This window comes from Escherichia sp. MOD1-EC6021 (genome assembly GCF_002965245.1).
Classification (GTDB): Bacteria; Pseudomonadota; Gammaproteobacteria; order Enterobacterales; family Enterobacteriaceae; genus Escherichia; species Escherichia coli_F.
Map to the genome: position 1 here is coordinate 162,097 of NZ_PTRU01000009.1, position 15,708 is coordinate 177,804.

At 49.3% G+C, this 15,708-nt stretch carries 16 protein-coding genes; 11 read left to right on the forward strand and 5 right to left on the reverse strand.

Going from position 1 to position 15,708, the window contains the following annotated elements; all coding sequences use genetic code 11:
- Positions 1–18 precede the first annotated feature (18 nt).
- Positions 19–1,518 carry an inorganic phosphate transporter PitA gene (gene pitA, locus BEB54_RS12900; RefSeq protein WP_000902780.1) on the forward strand — a complete coding sequence of 500 codons (1,500 nt, stop codon included), beginning with the start codon at positions 19–21 and terminating at the stop codon, positions 1,516–1,518.
- A 244-nt stretch (positions 1,519–1,762) separates the two neighbouring features.
- Here the strand turns inward: pitA and uspB are convergent, their stop codons facing one another.
- Complete coding sequence (gene uspB / locus BEB54_RS12905) at positions 1,763–2,098, reverse strand: universal stress protein UspB (RefSeq protein ID WP_000626187.1); 336 nt, start codon at positions 2,096–2,098, stop codon at positions 1,763–1,765.
- A 390-nt stretch (positions 2,099–2,488) separates the two neighbouring features.
- On the opposite strand from uspB, the gene uspA reads away from it, so the two are divergent.
- Complete coding sequence (gene uspA / locus BEB54_RS12910; protein WP_000323571.1) at positions 2,489–2,923, forward strand: universal stress protein UspA; 435 nt, start codon at positions 2,489–2,491, stop codon at positions 2,921–2,923.
- Between the two features lie 98 nt (positions 2,924–3,021).
- On the opposite strand, the gene BEB54_RS29320 is transcribed toward uspA, so the two are convergent.
- Positions 3,022–3,075: a hypothetical protein gene (locus BEB54_RS29320; RefSeq protein ID WP_212591402.1), complete on the reverse strand. Its 54-nt coding sequence runs from the start codon at positions 3,073–3,075 to the stop codon at positions 3,022–3,024.
- 165 nt (positions 3,076–3,240) lie between these two features.
- On the opposite strand from BEB54_RS29320, the gene dtpB reads away from it, so the two are divergent.
- Positions 3,241–4,710: a dipeptide/tripeptide permease DtpB gene (dtpB, locus tag BEB54_RS12920; RefSeq protein WP_105277426.1), complete on the forward strand. Its 1,470-nt coding sequence runs from the start codon at positions 3,241–3,243 to the stop codon at positions 4,708–4,710.
- Positions 4,711–4,758: 48 nt separating this feature from the next.
- Here dtpB and rsmJ read toward each other — a convergent pair whose 3' ends face one another.
- On the reverse strand, positions 4,759–5,511 hold the full coding sequence (gene rsmJ, locus BEB54_RS12925; protein WP_032303981.1) for a 16S rRNA (guanine(1516)-N(2))-methyltransferase RsmJ: 753 nt from the start codon (positions 5,509–5,511) through the stop codon (positions 4,759–4,761).
- Positions 5,512–5,518: 7 nt separating this feature from the next.
- Positions 5,519–7,561: an oligopeptidase A gene (gene prlC, locus BEB54_RS12930; protein ID WP_032185368.1), complete on the reverse strand. Its 2,043-nt coding sequence runs from the start codon at positions 7,559–7,561 to the stop codon at positions 5,519–5,521.
- 202 nt (positions 7,562–7,763) lie between these two features.
- Here prlC and rlmJ point away from each other — a divergent pair, with 202 nt between their 5' ends.
- Positions 7,764–8,606 (forward strand): 23S rRNA (adenine(2030)-N(6))-methyltransferase, encoded by an 843-nt coding sequence (gene rlmJ, locus BEB54_RS12935; protein ID WP_001353598.1) that lies wholly within the window; start codon positions 7,764–7,766, stop codon positions 8,604–8,606.
- A gap of 71 nt (positions 8,607–8,677) precedes the next feature.
- Positions 8,678–10,030: a glutathione-disulfide reductase gene (gene gorA, locus BEB54_RS12940; protein WP_000160799.1), complete on the forward strand. Its 1,353-nt coding sequence runs from the start codon at positions 8,678–8,680 to the stop codon at positions 10,028–10,030.
- 53 nt (positions 10,031–10,083) lie between these two features.
- Here the strand turns inward: gorA and dinQ are convergent, their stop codons facing one another.
- Positions 10,084–10,167 (reverse strand): damage-inducible type I toxin DinQ, encoded by an 84-nt coding sequence (gene dinQ / locus BEB54_RS12945; protein ID WP_001295215.1) that lies wholly within the window; start codon positions 10,165–10,167, stop codon positions 10,084–10,086.
- Between the two features lie 157 nt (positions 10,168–10,324).
- On the opposite strand from dinQ, the gene BEB54_RS28840 reads away from it, so the two are divergent.
- From BEB54_RS28840 to slp, 6 genes are all read left to right on the forward strand, one after another.
- Positions 10,325–10,663, forward strand: coding sequence for a hypothetical protein (locus tag BEB54_RS28840; RefSeq protein ID WP_162754263.1), 339 nt, complete (start codon positions 10,325–10,327; stop codon positions 10,661–10,663).
- A gap of 245 nt (positions 10,664–10,908) precedes the next feature.
- Complete coding sequence (arsR, locus tag BEB54_RS12960; RefSeq protein ID WP_000008961.1) at positions 10,909–11,262, forward strand: As(III)-sensing metalloregulatory transcriptional repressor ArsR; 354 nt, start codon at positions 10,909–10,911, stop codon at positions 11,260–11,262.
- A 54-nt stretch (positions 11,263–11,316) separates the two neighbouring features.
- The gene (gene arsB / locus BEB54_RS12965) at positions 11,317–12,606 is read left to right on the forward strand and encodes an arsenite/antimonite:H(+) antiporter ArsB (protein ID WP_105277425.1); all 1,290 of its coding nucleotides are present in this window, start codon (positions 11,317–11,319) and stop codon (positions 12,604–12,606) included.
- 12 nt (positions 12,607–12,618) lie between these two features.
- Positions 12,619–13,044, forward strand: coding sequence for a glutaredoxin-dependent arsenate reductase (gene arsC, locus BEB54_RS12970; protein WP_105277424.1), 426 nt, complete (start codon positions 12,619–12,621; stop codon positions 13,042–13,044).
- 545 nt (positions 13,045–13,589) lie between these two features.
- Positions 13,590–14,822 carry a hypothetical protein gene (locus BEB54_RS12975; protein WP_105282209.1) on the forward strand — a complete coding sequence of 411 codons (1,233 nt, stop codon included), beginning with the start codon at positions 13,590–13,592 and terminating at the stop codon, positions 14,820–14,822.
- Positions 14,823–15,066: 244 nt separating this feature from the next.
- Complete coding sequence (gene slp, locus BEB54_RS12980; RefSeq protein ID WP_001057453.1) at positions 15,067–15,633, forward strand: outer membrane lipoprotein Slp; 567 nt, start codon at positions 15,067–15,069, stop codon at positions 15,631–15,633.
- Positions 15,634–15,708: the final 75 nt, after the last annotated feature.

A 15,708-nucleotide genomic window follows, 5' to 3' on the forward strand; every position in this document is an offset into this window, starting at 1 on the left:
AAAATGGCGTAACGTCCTATGCTACATTTGTTTGCTGGCCTGGATTTGCATACCGGGCTGTTATTATTGCTTGCACTGGCTTTTGTGCTGTTCTACGAAGCCATCAATGGTTTCCATGACACAGCCAACGCCGTGGCAACCGTTATCTATACCCGCGCGATGCGTTCTCAGCTCGCCGTGGTTATGGCGGCGGTGTTCAACTTTCTGGGTGTTTTGCTGGGTGGTCTGAGTGTTGCCTATGCCATTGTGCATATGCTGCCGACGGATCTGCTGCTTAATATGGGATCGTCTCATGGCCTTGCCATGGTGTTCTCTATGTTATTAGCGGCGATTATCTGGAACCTGGGTACCTGGTACTTTGGTTTACCTGCATCCAGCTCTCATACGCTGATTGGCGCGATCATCGGGATTGGTTTAACCAATGCGTTGATGACCGGGACGTCAGTGGTGGATGCACTCAATATCCCGAAAGTATTAAGTATTTTCGGTTCTCTGATCGTTTCCCCTATTGTCGGCCTGGTGTTTGCTGGCGGTCTGATTTTCTTGCTGCGTCGCTACTGGAGCGGCACCAAGAAACGCGCCCGTATCCACCTGACCCCAGCGGAGCGTGAAAAGAAAGACGGCAAGAAAAAGCCGCCGTTCTGGACGCGTATCGCGCTGATCCTTTCCGCTATCGGTGTGGCGTTTTCTCACGGCGCAAATGATGGTCAGAAAGGCATTGGTCTGGTTATGTTGGTACTGATTGGCGTCGCGCCAGCAGGCTTCGTGGTGAATATGAATGCCACTGGCTACGAAATCACCCGTACCCGTGATGCCATCAACAACGTGGAAGCTTACTTTGAGCAGCACCCTGCGCTGCTGAAACAGGCTACCGGTGCTGATCAGTTAGTACCGGCTCCGGAAGCTGGCGCAACGCAACCTGCGGAGTTCCATTGCCATCCATCGAATACCATTAACGCGCTCAACCGCCTGAAAGGCATGTTGACTACCGATGTGGAAAGCTACGACAAGCTGTCGCTTGATCAACGTAGCCAGATGCGCCGCATTATGCTGTGCGTTTCTGACACTATCGACAAAGTGGTGAAGATGCCTGGCGTGAGTGCAGACGATCAGCGCCTGTTGAAGAAACTGAAGTCCGACATGCTTAGCACCATCGAGTATGCGCCGGTGTGGATCATCATGGCGGTCGCGCTGGCGTTAGGTATCGGTACGATGATTGGCTGGCGTCGTGTGGCAACGACTATCGGTGAGAAAATCGGTAAGAAAGGCATGACCTACGCTCAGGGGATGTCTGCCCAGATGACTGCGGCAGTGTCTATCGGCCTGGCGAGTTATACCGGGATGCCGGTTTCCACTACCCACGTACTCTCCTCTTCTGTCGCGGGGACGATGGTGGTAGATGGCGGCGGCTTACAGCGTAAAACCGTGACCAGTATTCTGATGGCCTGGGTGTTTACCCTTCCGGCTGCGGTACTGCTTTCCGGCGGGCTTTACTGGCTCTCCTTGCAGTTCCTGTAATCGCACGCACCAAAACGAGCGGGTCAGCTGGCCCGCTTCAGATTGTTGACATAGTGCGCTTTGTTCATGCCGGATGCGGCGTGAACGCCTTATCCAGCCTACAAAAACATGCAAATTCAATAGATTGCAGAGATTATGTAGGCCTGATAAGCGTAGCGCATCAGGCAATTTTGCGTTTGTAATCAGTCTCGAGCGGGTCAGTTTGCTGGCCCGCTTTTTTTATGCGTTATTTTTTCTGAAGTGCTTAATGCCAAATCATCAATGCAATCAGACTGACCACCACCAGACCACACAATGCGCTGGTCAGAATAAACTGCCGACGCACCCGCTCACAGCGGCGAATAAACTCATCATCGTGATGATCGCGATAACGTTGGGCATAGATATACCAAACGAGACGCACCTGTTTGTTGGGTTGGCCATGTGAGGTAAAAAAGCCCCCTCCATCAACATATTGATAGAGCAATGGATCGCAGTTACGCAGTACCACTAACAACGCGCGTAGTGATGAGAAATAGCGCGCCATGTTAACAATGCAAACGACACATAAAGCCCAAAATAATGCGACGGTGCTTATCATACCTCCTCCCCGGCGACCTGCCCGCGGAGTTCCACCCCGGGGCTACCGCTCCCGATACGCTGCCAATCAGTTAACACCAGGTCCTGGAGAAACCGCTTTTGTGGTGACCAACATCCGAGCGGCTCTATAGATAGTGTAGGAGATCAGGTTGTTTTTTTTCCAGAAGGTTAACCACTATCAATATATTCATGCCGAAAATTTGTTTATCTAACGGGTAAGCAAGGCGGATTGACGGATCATCCGGGTCGCTATAAGGTAAGGATGGTCTTAACACTGAATCTTTACGGCTGGGTTAGCCCCGCGCACGTAGTTCGCAGGACGCGGGTGACGTAACGGCACAAGAAACGCTAGCTGGCCAGTCATCGACAACTTTATGGAAGGAGTAACACTATGGCTTATAAACACATTCTCATCGCGGTCGATCTCTCCCCGGAAAGCAAAGTTCTGGTAGAGAAAGCAGTCTCTATGGCTCGCCCCTACAATGCGAAAGTTTCTCTGATCCACGTAGATGTAAACTACTCTGACCTATACACCGGGCTTATTGATGTGAATCTGGGTGATATGCAGAAACGCATCTCTGAAGAGACACATCATGCGCTGACCGAGCTTTCTACTAATGCAGGCTACCCAATCACTGAAACCCTGAGCGGCAGCGGCGATCTGGGCCAGGTTCTGGTCGATGCAATCAAGAAATACGATATGGATCTGGTGGTTTGTGGTCACCACCAGGACTTCTGGAGCAAACTGATGTCTTCCGCACGTCAGCTGATCAACACCGTTCACGTTGATATGCTGATTGTTCCGCTGCGCGACGAAGAAGAATAATCTTCCCTCCACGACGTGTGCCTGAACGCCCGCATATGCGGGCGTTTTGCTTTTTGGCGCGCCTTGTTACCTGATGCAGCGTATACGCCTTATCTGGCCTACGATCTGCGTACGCAATCAAAATCCCCAGCCAATACAACATTTAACACCATCATATTTTCCATCATTAGTGTGATCAGCTGGTTATTTTCTGTTGTAATAGTGTATTAATCTATTCACCGCATCAATATTAAGAATCTCTGACAGATGTAAACTTTTTCGCGCGTTATCCCTTACGCGTTCATACTTTTCAGGATGGTATTGGAAGGTTAATAAATATGAATACAACAACACCCATGGGGATGCTGCAGCAACCTCGCCCATTTTTCATGATCTTTTTTGTCGAGTTATGGGAGCGATTCGGCTACTACGGCGTGCAGGGCGTACTGGCGGTTTTCTTCGTTAAACAGCTTGGATTCTCGCAAGAGCAGGCTTTTGTCACTTTTGGTGCGTTTGCTGCGCTGGTCTATGGCCTCATTTCCATTGGCGGCTATGTCGGCGACCACCTGCTGGGGACCAAACGCACCATTGTTCTCGGAGCGCTTGTGCTGGCGATTGGCTACTTCATGACCGGGATGTCGCTACTTAAGCCTGACCTGATTTTCATCGCCCTGGGCACTATCGCTGTCGGTAACGGCCTGTTTAAAGCTAACCCTGCCAGCTTGCTTTCGAAGTGCTATCCACCGAAAGATCCGCGGCTTGATGGCGCATTCACCCTGTTCTATATGTCGATCAACATCGGCTCGTTGATAGCGTTATCGCTGGCCCCCGTGATCGCTGATAGATTCGGTTATTCTGTTACCTACAACCTGTGCGGTGCGGGGTTAATTATCGCGCTACTGGTTTACATCGCCTGTCGTGGAATGGTGAAAGACATTGGTTCTGAACCCGACTTCCGCCCGATGAGCTTCAGTAAACTGTTGTACGTATTACTTGGCAGCGTGGTGATGATCTTCGTCTGTGCATGGCTGATGCACAACGTAGAAGTCGCCAATCTGGTGCTGATTGTTCTCTCCATCGTCGTCACCATCATCTTCTTTCGTCAGGCATTCAAGCTGGATAAAACCGGGCGCAATAAAATGTTTGTTGCCTTTGTCCTGATGCTCGAAGCGGTGGTGTTTTACATTCTCTACGCCCAGATGCCAACGTCGCTGAACTTCTTTGCCATCAACAACGTGCATCATGAAATTCTCGGCTTTTCCATCAACCCGGTCAGCTTCCAGGCGCTTAACCCGTTCTGGGTGGTACTCGCCAGCCCAATACTGGCAGGTATCTACACGCATTTGGGTAACAAAGGCAAAGACCTCTCGATGCCGATGAAATTTACTCTCGGTATGTTTATGTGCTCGCTGGGCTTTTTGACGGCTGCAGCTGCGGGAATGTGGTTTGCTGATGCACAAGGGCTGACATCACCATGGTTTATCGTGCTGGTTTACTTATTCCAGAGTTTAGGTGAACTGTTTATTAGTGCCCTTGGCCTGGCGATGATTGCTGCCCTGGTGCCGCAGCATTTGATGGGCTTTATTCTCGGGATGTGGTTCCTGACGCAAGCTGCCGCGTTCTTGCTTGGCGGCTATGTGGCAACATTTACCGCAGTACCAGACAACATTACCGATCCGCTTGAGACGTTGCCCGTCTATACCAGCGTGTTTGGTAAAATTGGCCTGGTTACGCTGGGCGTTGCAGTAGTGATGCTGTTGATGGTGCCGTGGCTGAAACGCATGATTGAGACGCCGGAAAGCCATTAATTATTCTTGCAGAACACAGGGTAGCAATAACACTACCCTGCTTTACTTTCACACCGGCGTACCTGCATAAATATCAAAGCGATGCCCTTTGGTGACAACCGCGTTTGGCGTGGCGACATTCGCCAGCGGTGGCGCGTAGTCCGGGCGCTTTACCACCACGCGTTTGGTCGCCAGCAAGCGTGCAGGCTCCAGCAATCCATCAGCGTCGAGATCCGGCCCCACCAGCGACTGGAACACGCGCATCTCTTTTTTCACCAGCGCGCTTTTCTGCTTATGCGGGAACATCGGGTCGAGATAGACCACCTGCGGGCGGGGGGTAATATCAGTCAGCGCCGTCAGGCTGGAGGCGTGAATTAATTGCAAACGCTCCTGCAACCAGCCGCCGATTTCCGCATCCGCATAACCACGCGCCAGGCCGTCGTCGAGCAATGCAGCAACCACCGGATTACGCTCCAGCATCCGCACGCGGCAGCCGACTGAAGCCAGCACAAAGGCATCGCGACCTAAGCCTGCGGTAGCGTCTACTACGTCCGGCAAATAATCGCCTTTAATGCCCACCGCTTTTGCCACCGCCTCACCGCGACCACCGCCGAATTTGCGACGGTGCGCCATCGCTCCGCCAACAAAATCAACAAAGATGCCACCAAGCTTCGGCTCATCACGCTTGCGCAGTTCCAGATGCTCCGGTGTTAACACCAGCGCCATCAGGTTGTCTTCATCGTGCTCCAGCCCCCAGCGGGACGCCAGAACAGATAAGGCGCCGTCTCCGGCGCCTGTTTCATCAATTAAACAGATTTTCACTGAATGATCAGCCCTTAATGCCGTAGTGCTCCAGCATCGCATCCAGTTGCGGTTCACGCCCACGGAAGCGTTTGAACAGATCCATCGGCTCTTCTGAACCGCCACGGCTCAGAATGTTGTCGAGGAACGACTGCCCGGTTTCACGGTTGAAAATACCCTCTTCCTCAAAGCGTGAGAAGGCATCCGCTGCCAGCACATCGGCCCACAGGTAGCTGTAGTAACCTGCAGCATAACCACCGGCGAAAATATGGCTGAAAGCGTGCGGGAAACGGCCCCATGACGGAGACGGTACCACGGCAACCAGTTTCTTGATTTCTGCCAGAGTTTCGAGGATTTTCGCCCCCTGATCCGGACGGAATTCTGCATGTAGACGGAAATCGAACAGGCCGAACTCCAGCTGACGCAGAATAAACAGCGCCGCCTGGTAGTTCTTCGCCGCCAGCATTTTATCCAGCAGTTCTTTCGGCAGCGGTTCGCCAGTCTCATAGTGACCGGAGATAAACGCCAGCGCCTCCGGCTCCCAGCACCAGTTTTCCATAAACTGGCTCGGCAGTTCGACCGCATCCCACGGCACCCCGCTGATCCCGGATACACCGGCGGTTTCAATGCGGGTCAGCATATGGTGCAGACCATGACCGAACTCGTGGAACAGGGTGATTACTTCGTCATGCGTAAACAGCGCTGGTTTACCATTCACCGGGCGGTTGAAGTTACAGGTCAGGTACGCGACCGGTTTTTGCAGCGAACCGTCGGCTTTACGCATCTGGCCTACGCAGTCATCCATCCACGCCCCGCCGCGCTTGTTTTCACGGGCATACAGGTCGAGGTAGAAGCTGCCGCGCAGTTCGTTGTTCTCGTCATACAGTTCGAAGAAACGGACATCCGGATGCCAGACATCAACATCTTTACGCTCTTTAGCGGTGATGCCGTAAATACGTTTCACCACTTCAAACAAGCCGTTAACCGCTTTGTTTTCCGGGAAGTACGGACGCAGCTGTTCGTCGCTGATGCTGTAGAGGTGCTGTTTCTGTTTTTCGCTGTAGTATGCGATATCCCACGGCTGCAACTCATCGACGTCAAATTCGGCTTTGGCGAAAGTGCGCAGTTGCGCCAGCTCTTTTTCGCCCTGCGGACGGGCGCGTTTTGCCAGATCGGTTAAGAAATCAAGCACCTGCTGCGGGTTCTCCGCCATTTTGGTAGCCAGAGATTTAAAGGCGTAGTTTTCAAAGCCCAGCAGTTGCGCCAGTTCGTGACGCAGAGCGAGGATCTCTTCCATCACCTTGCTATTGTCCCACTTACCGGCGTTCGGGCCTTGATCGGAAGCGCGGGTGCTGTAAGCGCGATACATCTCTTCACGCAAGGCCTGGTTGTCGCAGTAGGTCATTACCGGCAAATAGCTTGGGATATCCAGCGTCAGCAAGTAGCCTTCCAGTTCTTTCGCTTCGGCCTGGGCTTTTGCCGCCGCCAGCGCGCTTTCTGGCATACCCGCCAGTTCCGCTTCGTCGGTAACGAGTTTGGTCCAGCCCATTGTCGCATCAAGGACGTTGTTGCTGTACTGGTTGCCCAACTCGGAAAGACGGGTAGCAATTTCGCCGTAGCGTTGCTGTTTCTCTTTCGGCAGACCGATGCCAGAGAGTTCAAAATCACGCAGGGCGTTATCAACCGCTTTCTTCTGCGCCGTATTCAGCGTGGCGTAATGATCGCCATCGCGCAGGTCGCGGTACGCTTTATACAGCCCCTCATGTTGCCCTACCCAGGTGCTGTATTCCGACAGCAGCGGCAGGGTTTGTTCGTACGCTTCACGCAGTTCCGGGCTATTTTTCACCGAGTTCAGGTGGCTGACCGGGGAGAAGATACGCCCCAACACATCGTCCACTTCCGCCAGCGGCTGGCAGAGATTTTCCCAGGTGTACGGTGCCCCTTGCGCTACTACGCGCTCCACATTTTCGCGGCAGTCATTCAATGCCTTCGTCACGGCTGGAACGACATGTTCCGGGAGAATTTTAGAAAACGGAGGCAATTCAAAGGGAGTCAGTAACGGATTCGTCATTAGCGCAGTCCTGGTTAAAGAGGTTAAGGAAGCGCTCAACAGGCGCTTTACATAATGTGTGTAGCATGGGGTTAAGTGTAGTGAATTTCAATGAGAAACGTTACGCTTTCGCGGCGACGGCCTCTTTTCGGTATACTGTCCTGATAGGCTTTTGTGCGCCCCGAATACGGGCCGATTTTTACTTACCGGAACACCTTTACCCATGCTCAGTTATCGCCACAGCTTTCACGCTGGCAACCACGCCGACGTCCTTAAACATACCGTTCAGAGCCTGATCATCGAGTCACTGAAAGAGAAAGATAAACCGTTTCTCTATCTGGATACCCACGCGGGTGCGGGGCGTTATCAGTTAGGCAGTGAACATGCCGAGCGTACCGGCGAATATCTCGAAGGTATCGCCCGTATCTGGCAGCAGGACGATCTGCCTGCGGAGCTGGAGGCGTACATCAATGTGGTAAAACACTTCAACCGTAGCGGTCAGTTGCGTTACTACCCCGGTTCACCGTTGATTGCCCGTCAGTTACTGCGTGAACAGGACAGTCTGCAACTGACCGAGCTGCACCCGAGCGATTTCCCGTTGCTGCGTGCTGAATTTCAGAAAGACAGCCGTGCGCGCGTGGAAAAAGCCGACGGTTTCCAGCAGCTTAAAGCCAAGCTGCCGCCGGTTTCTCGCCGTGGTTTAATCCTTATCGACCCGCCGTATGAAATGAAAACCGACTATCAGGCGGTGGTCAGCGGCATTAACGAGGGGTATAAACGTTTTGCCACAGGCGTCTACGCGCTGTGGTATCCAGTGGTGCTGCGTCAGCAAATCAAGCGCATGATCCACGATCTGGAAGCGACCGGTATTCGCAAGATTATGCAAATTGAACTGGCGGTACTGCCAGACAGCGATCGCCGTGGCATGACCGCTTCCGGCATGATTGTGATTAACCCGCCGTGGAAGCTGGAACAGCAGATGAATAACGTGTTGCCGTGGTTGCACAGCAAACTGGTTCCGGCTGGCACCGGGCATGCCACCGTAAGCTGGATCGTGCCAGAGTAATTGCAGCCATCGCTGGCACCTATTACGTCTCGCGCTACAATCGCGGTAATCAACGATAAGGACAATATGTCATGACTAAACACTATGATTACATCGCCATCGGCGGCGGCAGCGGCGGTATCGCCTCCATCAACCGCGCGGCTATGTACGGTCAGAAATGCGCGCTGATTGAAGCCAAAGAACTGGGCGGCACCTGCGTGAATGTTGGCTGCGTGCCGAAAAAAGTGATGTGGCACGCGGCGCAAATCCGTGAAGCGATCCACATGTACGGCCCGGATTATGGTTTCGATACCACCATCAATAAGTTCAACTGGGAAACGTTGATCGCCAGCCGTACCGCCTATATCGACCGTATTCATACCTCCTATGAAAACGTGCTCGGTAAAAATAACGTTGATGTAATCAAAGGCTTTGCCCGCTTCGTTGATGCCAAAACAATTGAAGTAAACGGCGAAACCATCACGGCCGATCATATCCTGATCGCCACCGGCGGTCGCCCGAGCCACCCGGATATTCCGGGCGTGGAATACGGTATTGATTCCGATGGCTTCTTCGCCCTGCCTGCTTTGCCAGAGCGCGTGGCGGTTGTTGGCGCAGGTTACATTGCCGTTGAACTGGCGGGCGTGATTAACGGCCTCGGCGCGAAAACGCATCTGTTTGTTCGTAAACATGCGCCGCTGCGCAGCTTCGACCCGATGCTCTCTGAAACGCTGGTCGAAGTGATGAACGCCGAAGGTCCGCAGTTGCACACCAACGCCATCCCGAAAGCGGTAGTGAAAAATGCCGATGGCAGCCTGACGCTGGAGCTGGAAGATGGTCGCAGTGAAACGGTGGATTGCCTGATTTGGGCGATTGGTCGCGAACCTGCCAATGACAACATCAACCTGGAAGCCGCTGGCGTTAAAACTAACGAAAAAGGCTATATCGTCGTCGATAAATATCAAAATACCAACGTTGAAGGTATTTACGCGGTGGGCGATAACACGGGCGCAGTGGAACTGACACCGGTGGCAGTTGCAGCAGGCCGCCGCCTCTCTGAACGCCTGTTTAATAACAAGCCGGATGAGCATCTGGATTACAGCAACATTCCGACCGTGGTCTTCAGTCATCCGCCGATTGGTACTGTTGGTTTAACAGAGCCGCAGGCGCGCGAGCAGTACGGCGACGATCAGGTGAAAGTGTATAAATCCTCTTTCACCGCGATGTATACCGCCGTCACCACGCACCGCCAGCCGTGCCGCATGAAGCTGGTGTGCGTTGGACCAGAAGAGAAGATTGTCGGTATTCACGGCATTGGTTTTGGTATGGACGAAATGTTGCAGGGCTTCGCAGTGGCGCTGAAGATGGGCGCAACCAAAAAAGACTTCGACAATACCGTCGCCATTCACCCAACGGCGGCAGAAGAGTTCGTTACCATGCGTTAAATGTTAAAGGGCAAAGAGTGGTGTGCTCTTTGCCCTTAGTTACGTTTCCGCTATCAGTTCAGAAGCTGAAGCAGGAAGCGGATCAGTTCCAGCAGCGCAATTAACGCCCCAAGAACGATGATTGCTTTATCAATCACCCGTTTTCTCCATGCGATGGAGTGAGAATGCATCCGCTTACTCATCCACTGCCTGTCACGGCGCATGCCTCATTGTTAGATGTGGGCAATCTCACTCCTGCCAGAGCATCAGTTAACGGCACCACCCGTACCACTGATCAGGACTTTGAAAGCGTTTATGCGCATTGCCAGAGTGAAAATGCCTCAGAGCCAACTGGATAATCATACAGTACTTGCGGGTTATAAAACCAGCATGTCCTTGCAATGGTTTCAGTATGGTATTAGCATTGATGTGTTAGATGATGGCTATCTCACTCCAGCCAGAGCCACCAACTCTGGGCTGAAGAGTAAAAAAACCGACGCGAAGTCGGTTTTTTTACGTCCGGATTCGGACAAGGCTTGGTACGGCAGCGACCCGATGAAAGTATATCAATCCTCTTTCACCACCATGTATAGCAAACTGTCCCTTCGCCAGCTGAAGAAATCGCTAACGCTTGCAATGTTAGCCACTGGCTAATAGTATTGAACCGTTAGATGTGGGCATTCTCACTCCAGCCAGAGCCACCAACTCTGGCTGAAGAGTAAAAAACCGACGCAAAGTCGGTTTTTTTACATCCTGATTCAGACTTCCTTTCAAATGAACACCCAACGCTTAATTCACACCTATACCTTTCTCTACACTTACATATTCGTTAAGTCATATATGTTTTTGACTTATCCGCTTCGAAGAGAGACACTAAGTGCAACAATCAGGAGCGTAATATGTCATTTCTGTTACCCATCCAACTCTTCAAAATTCTTGCCGATGAAACCCGTCTGGGCATCGTTTTACTGCTCAGCGAACTGGGTGAGTTATGCGTCTGCGATCTCTGCACTGCCCTCGATCAGTCGCAGCCCAAGATCTCCCGCCATCTGGCATTACTGCGTGAAAGTGGGCTATTGCTGGACCGCAAGCAAGGAAAGTGGGTTCATTACCGTTTATCGCCGCATATTCCAGCATGGGCGGCGAAAATTATTGAGCAGGCCTGGCGATGCGAACAGGAAAAGGTTCAGGTGATTGTCCGTAACCTCGCCAGACAAAATTGTTCCGCAGACAGTAAGAATATTTGTAGTTAAAAAATTTATCTAAACACATATGAATATTCGAATGTGTTTTATCCAGGAGGCATGATGTTACTGGCGGGCGCTATCTTTGTCCTGACCATCGTATTGGTTATCTGGCAGCCGAAAGGTTTAGGTATCGGCTGGAGTGCTACGCTCGGTGCGGTACTGGCATTAATGACGGGCGTGGTCCATCCGGGCGATATTCCGGTGGTGTGGAATATCGTCTGGAACGCGACGGCTGCGTTTATAGCCGTCATTATCATCAGCTTGCTGCTGGATGAGTCCGGCTTTTTTGAATGGGCGGCGCTGCACGTCTCACGCTGGGGCAATGGGCGCGGTCGCTTGCTGTTTACCTGGATTGTCCTGCTCGGTGCTACCGTTGCGGCCCTGTTTGCCAATGATGGCGCGGCGCTTATTTTGACGCCGATTGTCATCGCCATGCTGCTGGCTTTAGGGTTCAGCAAAGGCACTACGCTGGCGTTTGTTATGGCGGCCGGATTCATTGCCGATACCGCCAGCCTGCCGCTTATTGTCTCTAACCTGGTGAATATCGTTTCAGCAGATTTCTTTGGCCTTGGTTTTCGCGAATATGCCTCGGTGATGGTGCCGGTGGATATCGCTGCAATACTGGCTACCCTGGTGATGTTGCATCTCTATTTCCGCAAAGATATTCCGCAGAACTACGACATGGCGCTGCTAAAATCTCCCGCAGATGCGATTAAAGATCCTGCGACGTTCAAAACTGGCTGGGTTGTTTTACTGCTTCTGCTGGTGGGATTTTTCGTCCTGGAACCGCTCGGCATTCCGGTAAGCGCCATTGCGGCAGTGGGCGCGCTGATATTATTTGCCGTCGCTAAACGCGGTCATGCGATTAATACGGGTAAAGTGCTACGCGGTGCACCCTGGCAGATTGTCATCTTCTCGCTCGGCATGTATCTGGTGGTTTATGGCCTGCGCAATGCCGGACTCACGGAATATCTTTCTGGCGTACTCAACGTGCTGGCGGATAACGGCCTGTGGGCCGCGACGCTCGGTACCGGATTCCTCACTGCGTTCCTCTCTTCTATTATGAACAATATGCCGACGGTACTGGTTGGCGCGTTGTCCATTGATGGCAGCACGGCATCTGGCGTTATCAAAGAAGCGATGGTTTATGCCAACGTGATTGGCTGCGATTTGGGACCGAAAATTACCCCAATTGGTAGCCTGGCAACGCTGCTCTGGCTGCACGTTCTTTCGCAGAAGAATATGACTATCAGCTGGGGATATTACTTCCGTACAGGAATTATCATGACCCTGCCTGTGCTTTTCGTGACGCTGGTGGCGCTGGCGCTACGCCTATCTTTCACTTTGTAATGAGATACTGATATGAACAACATTACCATTTATCACAACCCAGCCTGCGGCACATCGCGTAATACGCTGGAGATGATCCGCAACAGCGGTACAGAACCGACCATTATCCATTATCTGGAAACTCCGCCAACGCGCGATGAACTGGTCAAGCTCATTGCCGATATGGGGATTTCCGTTCGTGCGCTGTTGCGTAAAAACGTTGAGCCGTATGAGGAACTGGGCCTTGCAGAAGATAAATTTACTGACGATCGGTTAATCGACTTTATGCTTCAGCACCCGATTCTGATTAATCGCCCGATTGTAGTGACGTCGCTGGGAACTCGCCTGTGCCGCCCTTCAGAAGTCGTGCTGGAAATTCTGCCAGATGCGCAACAAGGCGCGTTCACCAAGGAAGATGGCGAGAAAGTGGTTGATGAAGCGGGTAAACGCCTGAAATAACTAAAGGGGGATATGCCCCCTTATTTGTTCTTCGTGGCTCCTTCGCCATCTGTTTTGCTAAGTGGCATTTATGACGGTTATTTTAGGTATAGCTATATGACTCAGATGCTATTTTAAAGTTAACAAAATCAAACTAAAGAATTTTTAGCGCCGAAGCTGCGCATTTTTGTCTCATCCTCCCTTTTAAAGGAAAAATTTCAGATACTAATGCAACACTTCTTTAAATAATTTCAATACAGCTTAACCAATTTTATTGCTACACTTAAAAAAGATCACTAAAATTTCACCTCATACACCTTCAAAGCATATCATAACCTTTTAAAATGAGCGTTTTTTGATAGTTGCTAGCGCATTATTTTACGATACTATCACTGCCTTTTTATACTCAAACATTACCACATAGAAATAAAATGGAAGTTAAAGATAATTATATCAGGAAGATATGTCGCATCGTATTTATAGCTGCATTGAAGGAAATCATTTCATATCTCTAATTATCATATTAACTAAAAATTTTGCAAAAAAGATGATCAATAAGGAATGTTATGTCAATTGATTTTACCCCTGGTATAATAAATATATATAATGGTGATATTTATAATTGTACTATAAATACTGACAAAATATTTAATGATGTTAAAGCCCCGGAGACTTCAAAGCGCCCTTATGATAATAGCGAAAAACAACTCATTAATTTCTCATTCCCAGGTGAAGAAAACCATCCTGAACAATTATATTTTGTGCAAAAACAATCACAACAAATTAATGAGTGCCACACAATCCCCCCATTTACAGATGCAGAATATTCACGAGTTGTAGATCAACTTGTGAATATTATTAATAACATTGAATCGATAGATTCAAAGCCACTCACGCAACAGACGCAAACAATATTTAATCAGATAAATAAAATTATATACCAAGAAGATAAAGATTCTGAATGTCAAATCATTGTAGTCGTTAATCCAACACCCAACAGACCAATCACAACAAGAATTCTCATAGAAGAGGAAATCCCTAAAACATTCAGCATCCAAACTGTTTGCTCAGATAATAACATTTTCGCTGGGCAACGAGCAGACTTACCATCTGAGATAAAAGACATTCAAAGCTTGTATCTGAAACTGGCCAAATTGTATGTTGCGCATAGTGAAAATGAAAACAGGATGAATGTATTTTCTGGATGTGACTTTATTAATTTCAATATGACAGGACAAGACATGTCAGGGCTCGTTCTGACCTTGTCAAAATTTTATTATGAAGATTTGCTCAATATAGATTTCACTGACGCAAATTTATTAAATACTATTTTTTTACATAAAAAACATCCCATCCAAAAATTACATAACTATGATCAGTACCTTGACAAACAAATTGATGGATTGTTTTCAACACTGTTGACTATAAATGATGAATCTTTGCGAGCAAAATCTGAAATTGCTTCAACGATAATACAACTTTTAAAGACAAAGGTAAAAAACCTTACATTTAAAGATATATTAAAATATCAGCAAGAATTCCAAAAGGAATGTTACGAGCAACTTCAAATTGTTACGACAGACCACCTATACAATAAAATTAAAAAATGGGCAACAATGTCTAAAGATGAATTCAATGCTTTTAAATACAGGACGCTTCAACTCGAAAAAATATCGCACAGTCCTTATTTAAAGAGGCCACTACCTAATGAAAAAGATATAAATTACGGGGTGGAAATAAAATTACCAACTGGTAAAAGAATTCGCTTATCGAAGCATTACCAGAATATAATACCATAATTTTGAACATTAGCACTTTATAACTAATGAATAAAAATATATTTTAAGTATTTTTAAAATATGTCGCTAATATCATGGGGCGATGTCATACTCATGTCACGCCCCATAATTATCTAAATTGAATTGAAGGGATATAAACATCAGACAGGTTTACGTTACTATCAGGCATATCGCCTCAGAATCAGATGAAAACTATAAAGAAATATCTATTATGGTTTTAATATTTGTTGATAAGGATAGTAACATGAACATGACAAAAGGTGCACTCATCCTCAGCCTTTCATTTTTGCTTGCCGCATGTAGTTCAATTCCGCAAAATATCAAAGGCAATAACCAACCTGATATCCAAAAAAGTTTTGTTGCTGTTCATAACCAGCCGGGGTTATATGTTGGTCAACAAGCGCGCTTTGGCGGGAAGGTTATCAACGTTATCAATGGCAAAACGGATACGTTGTTAGAAATCGCTGTATTACCGTTGGATAGCTATGCGAAGCCTGATATTGAAGCCAACTATCAGGGCCGACTGCTCGCCAGACAAAGCGGCTTCCTTGATCCAGTGAACTATCGTAATCACTTTGTTACCATCCTCGGTACCATTCAGGGTGAACAACCTGGCTTTATCAATAAAGTCCCGTATAACTTCCTGGAAGTGAATATGCAGGGAATCCAGGTGTGGCATTTGAGAGAAGTGGTTAATACCACCTATAACCTGTGGGATTACGGCTATGGTGCATTCTGGCCGGAACCGGGCTGGGGCGCGCCTTACTACACCAATGCGGTGAGTCAAGTAACACCTGAGCTGGTCAAATAACACCACCGAGAGATGCAGATGCTTTCTCAGCATCTGCATCATGCATTACATTAAATTAATACACAGCCAGCTAAC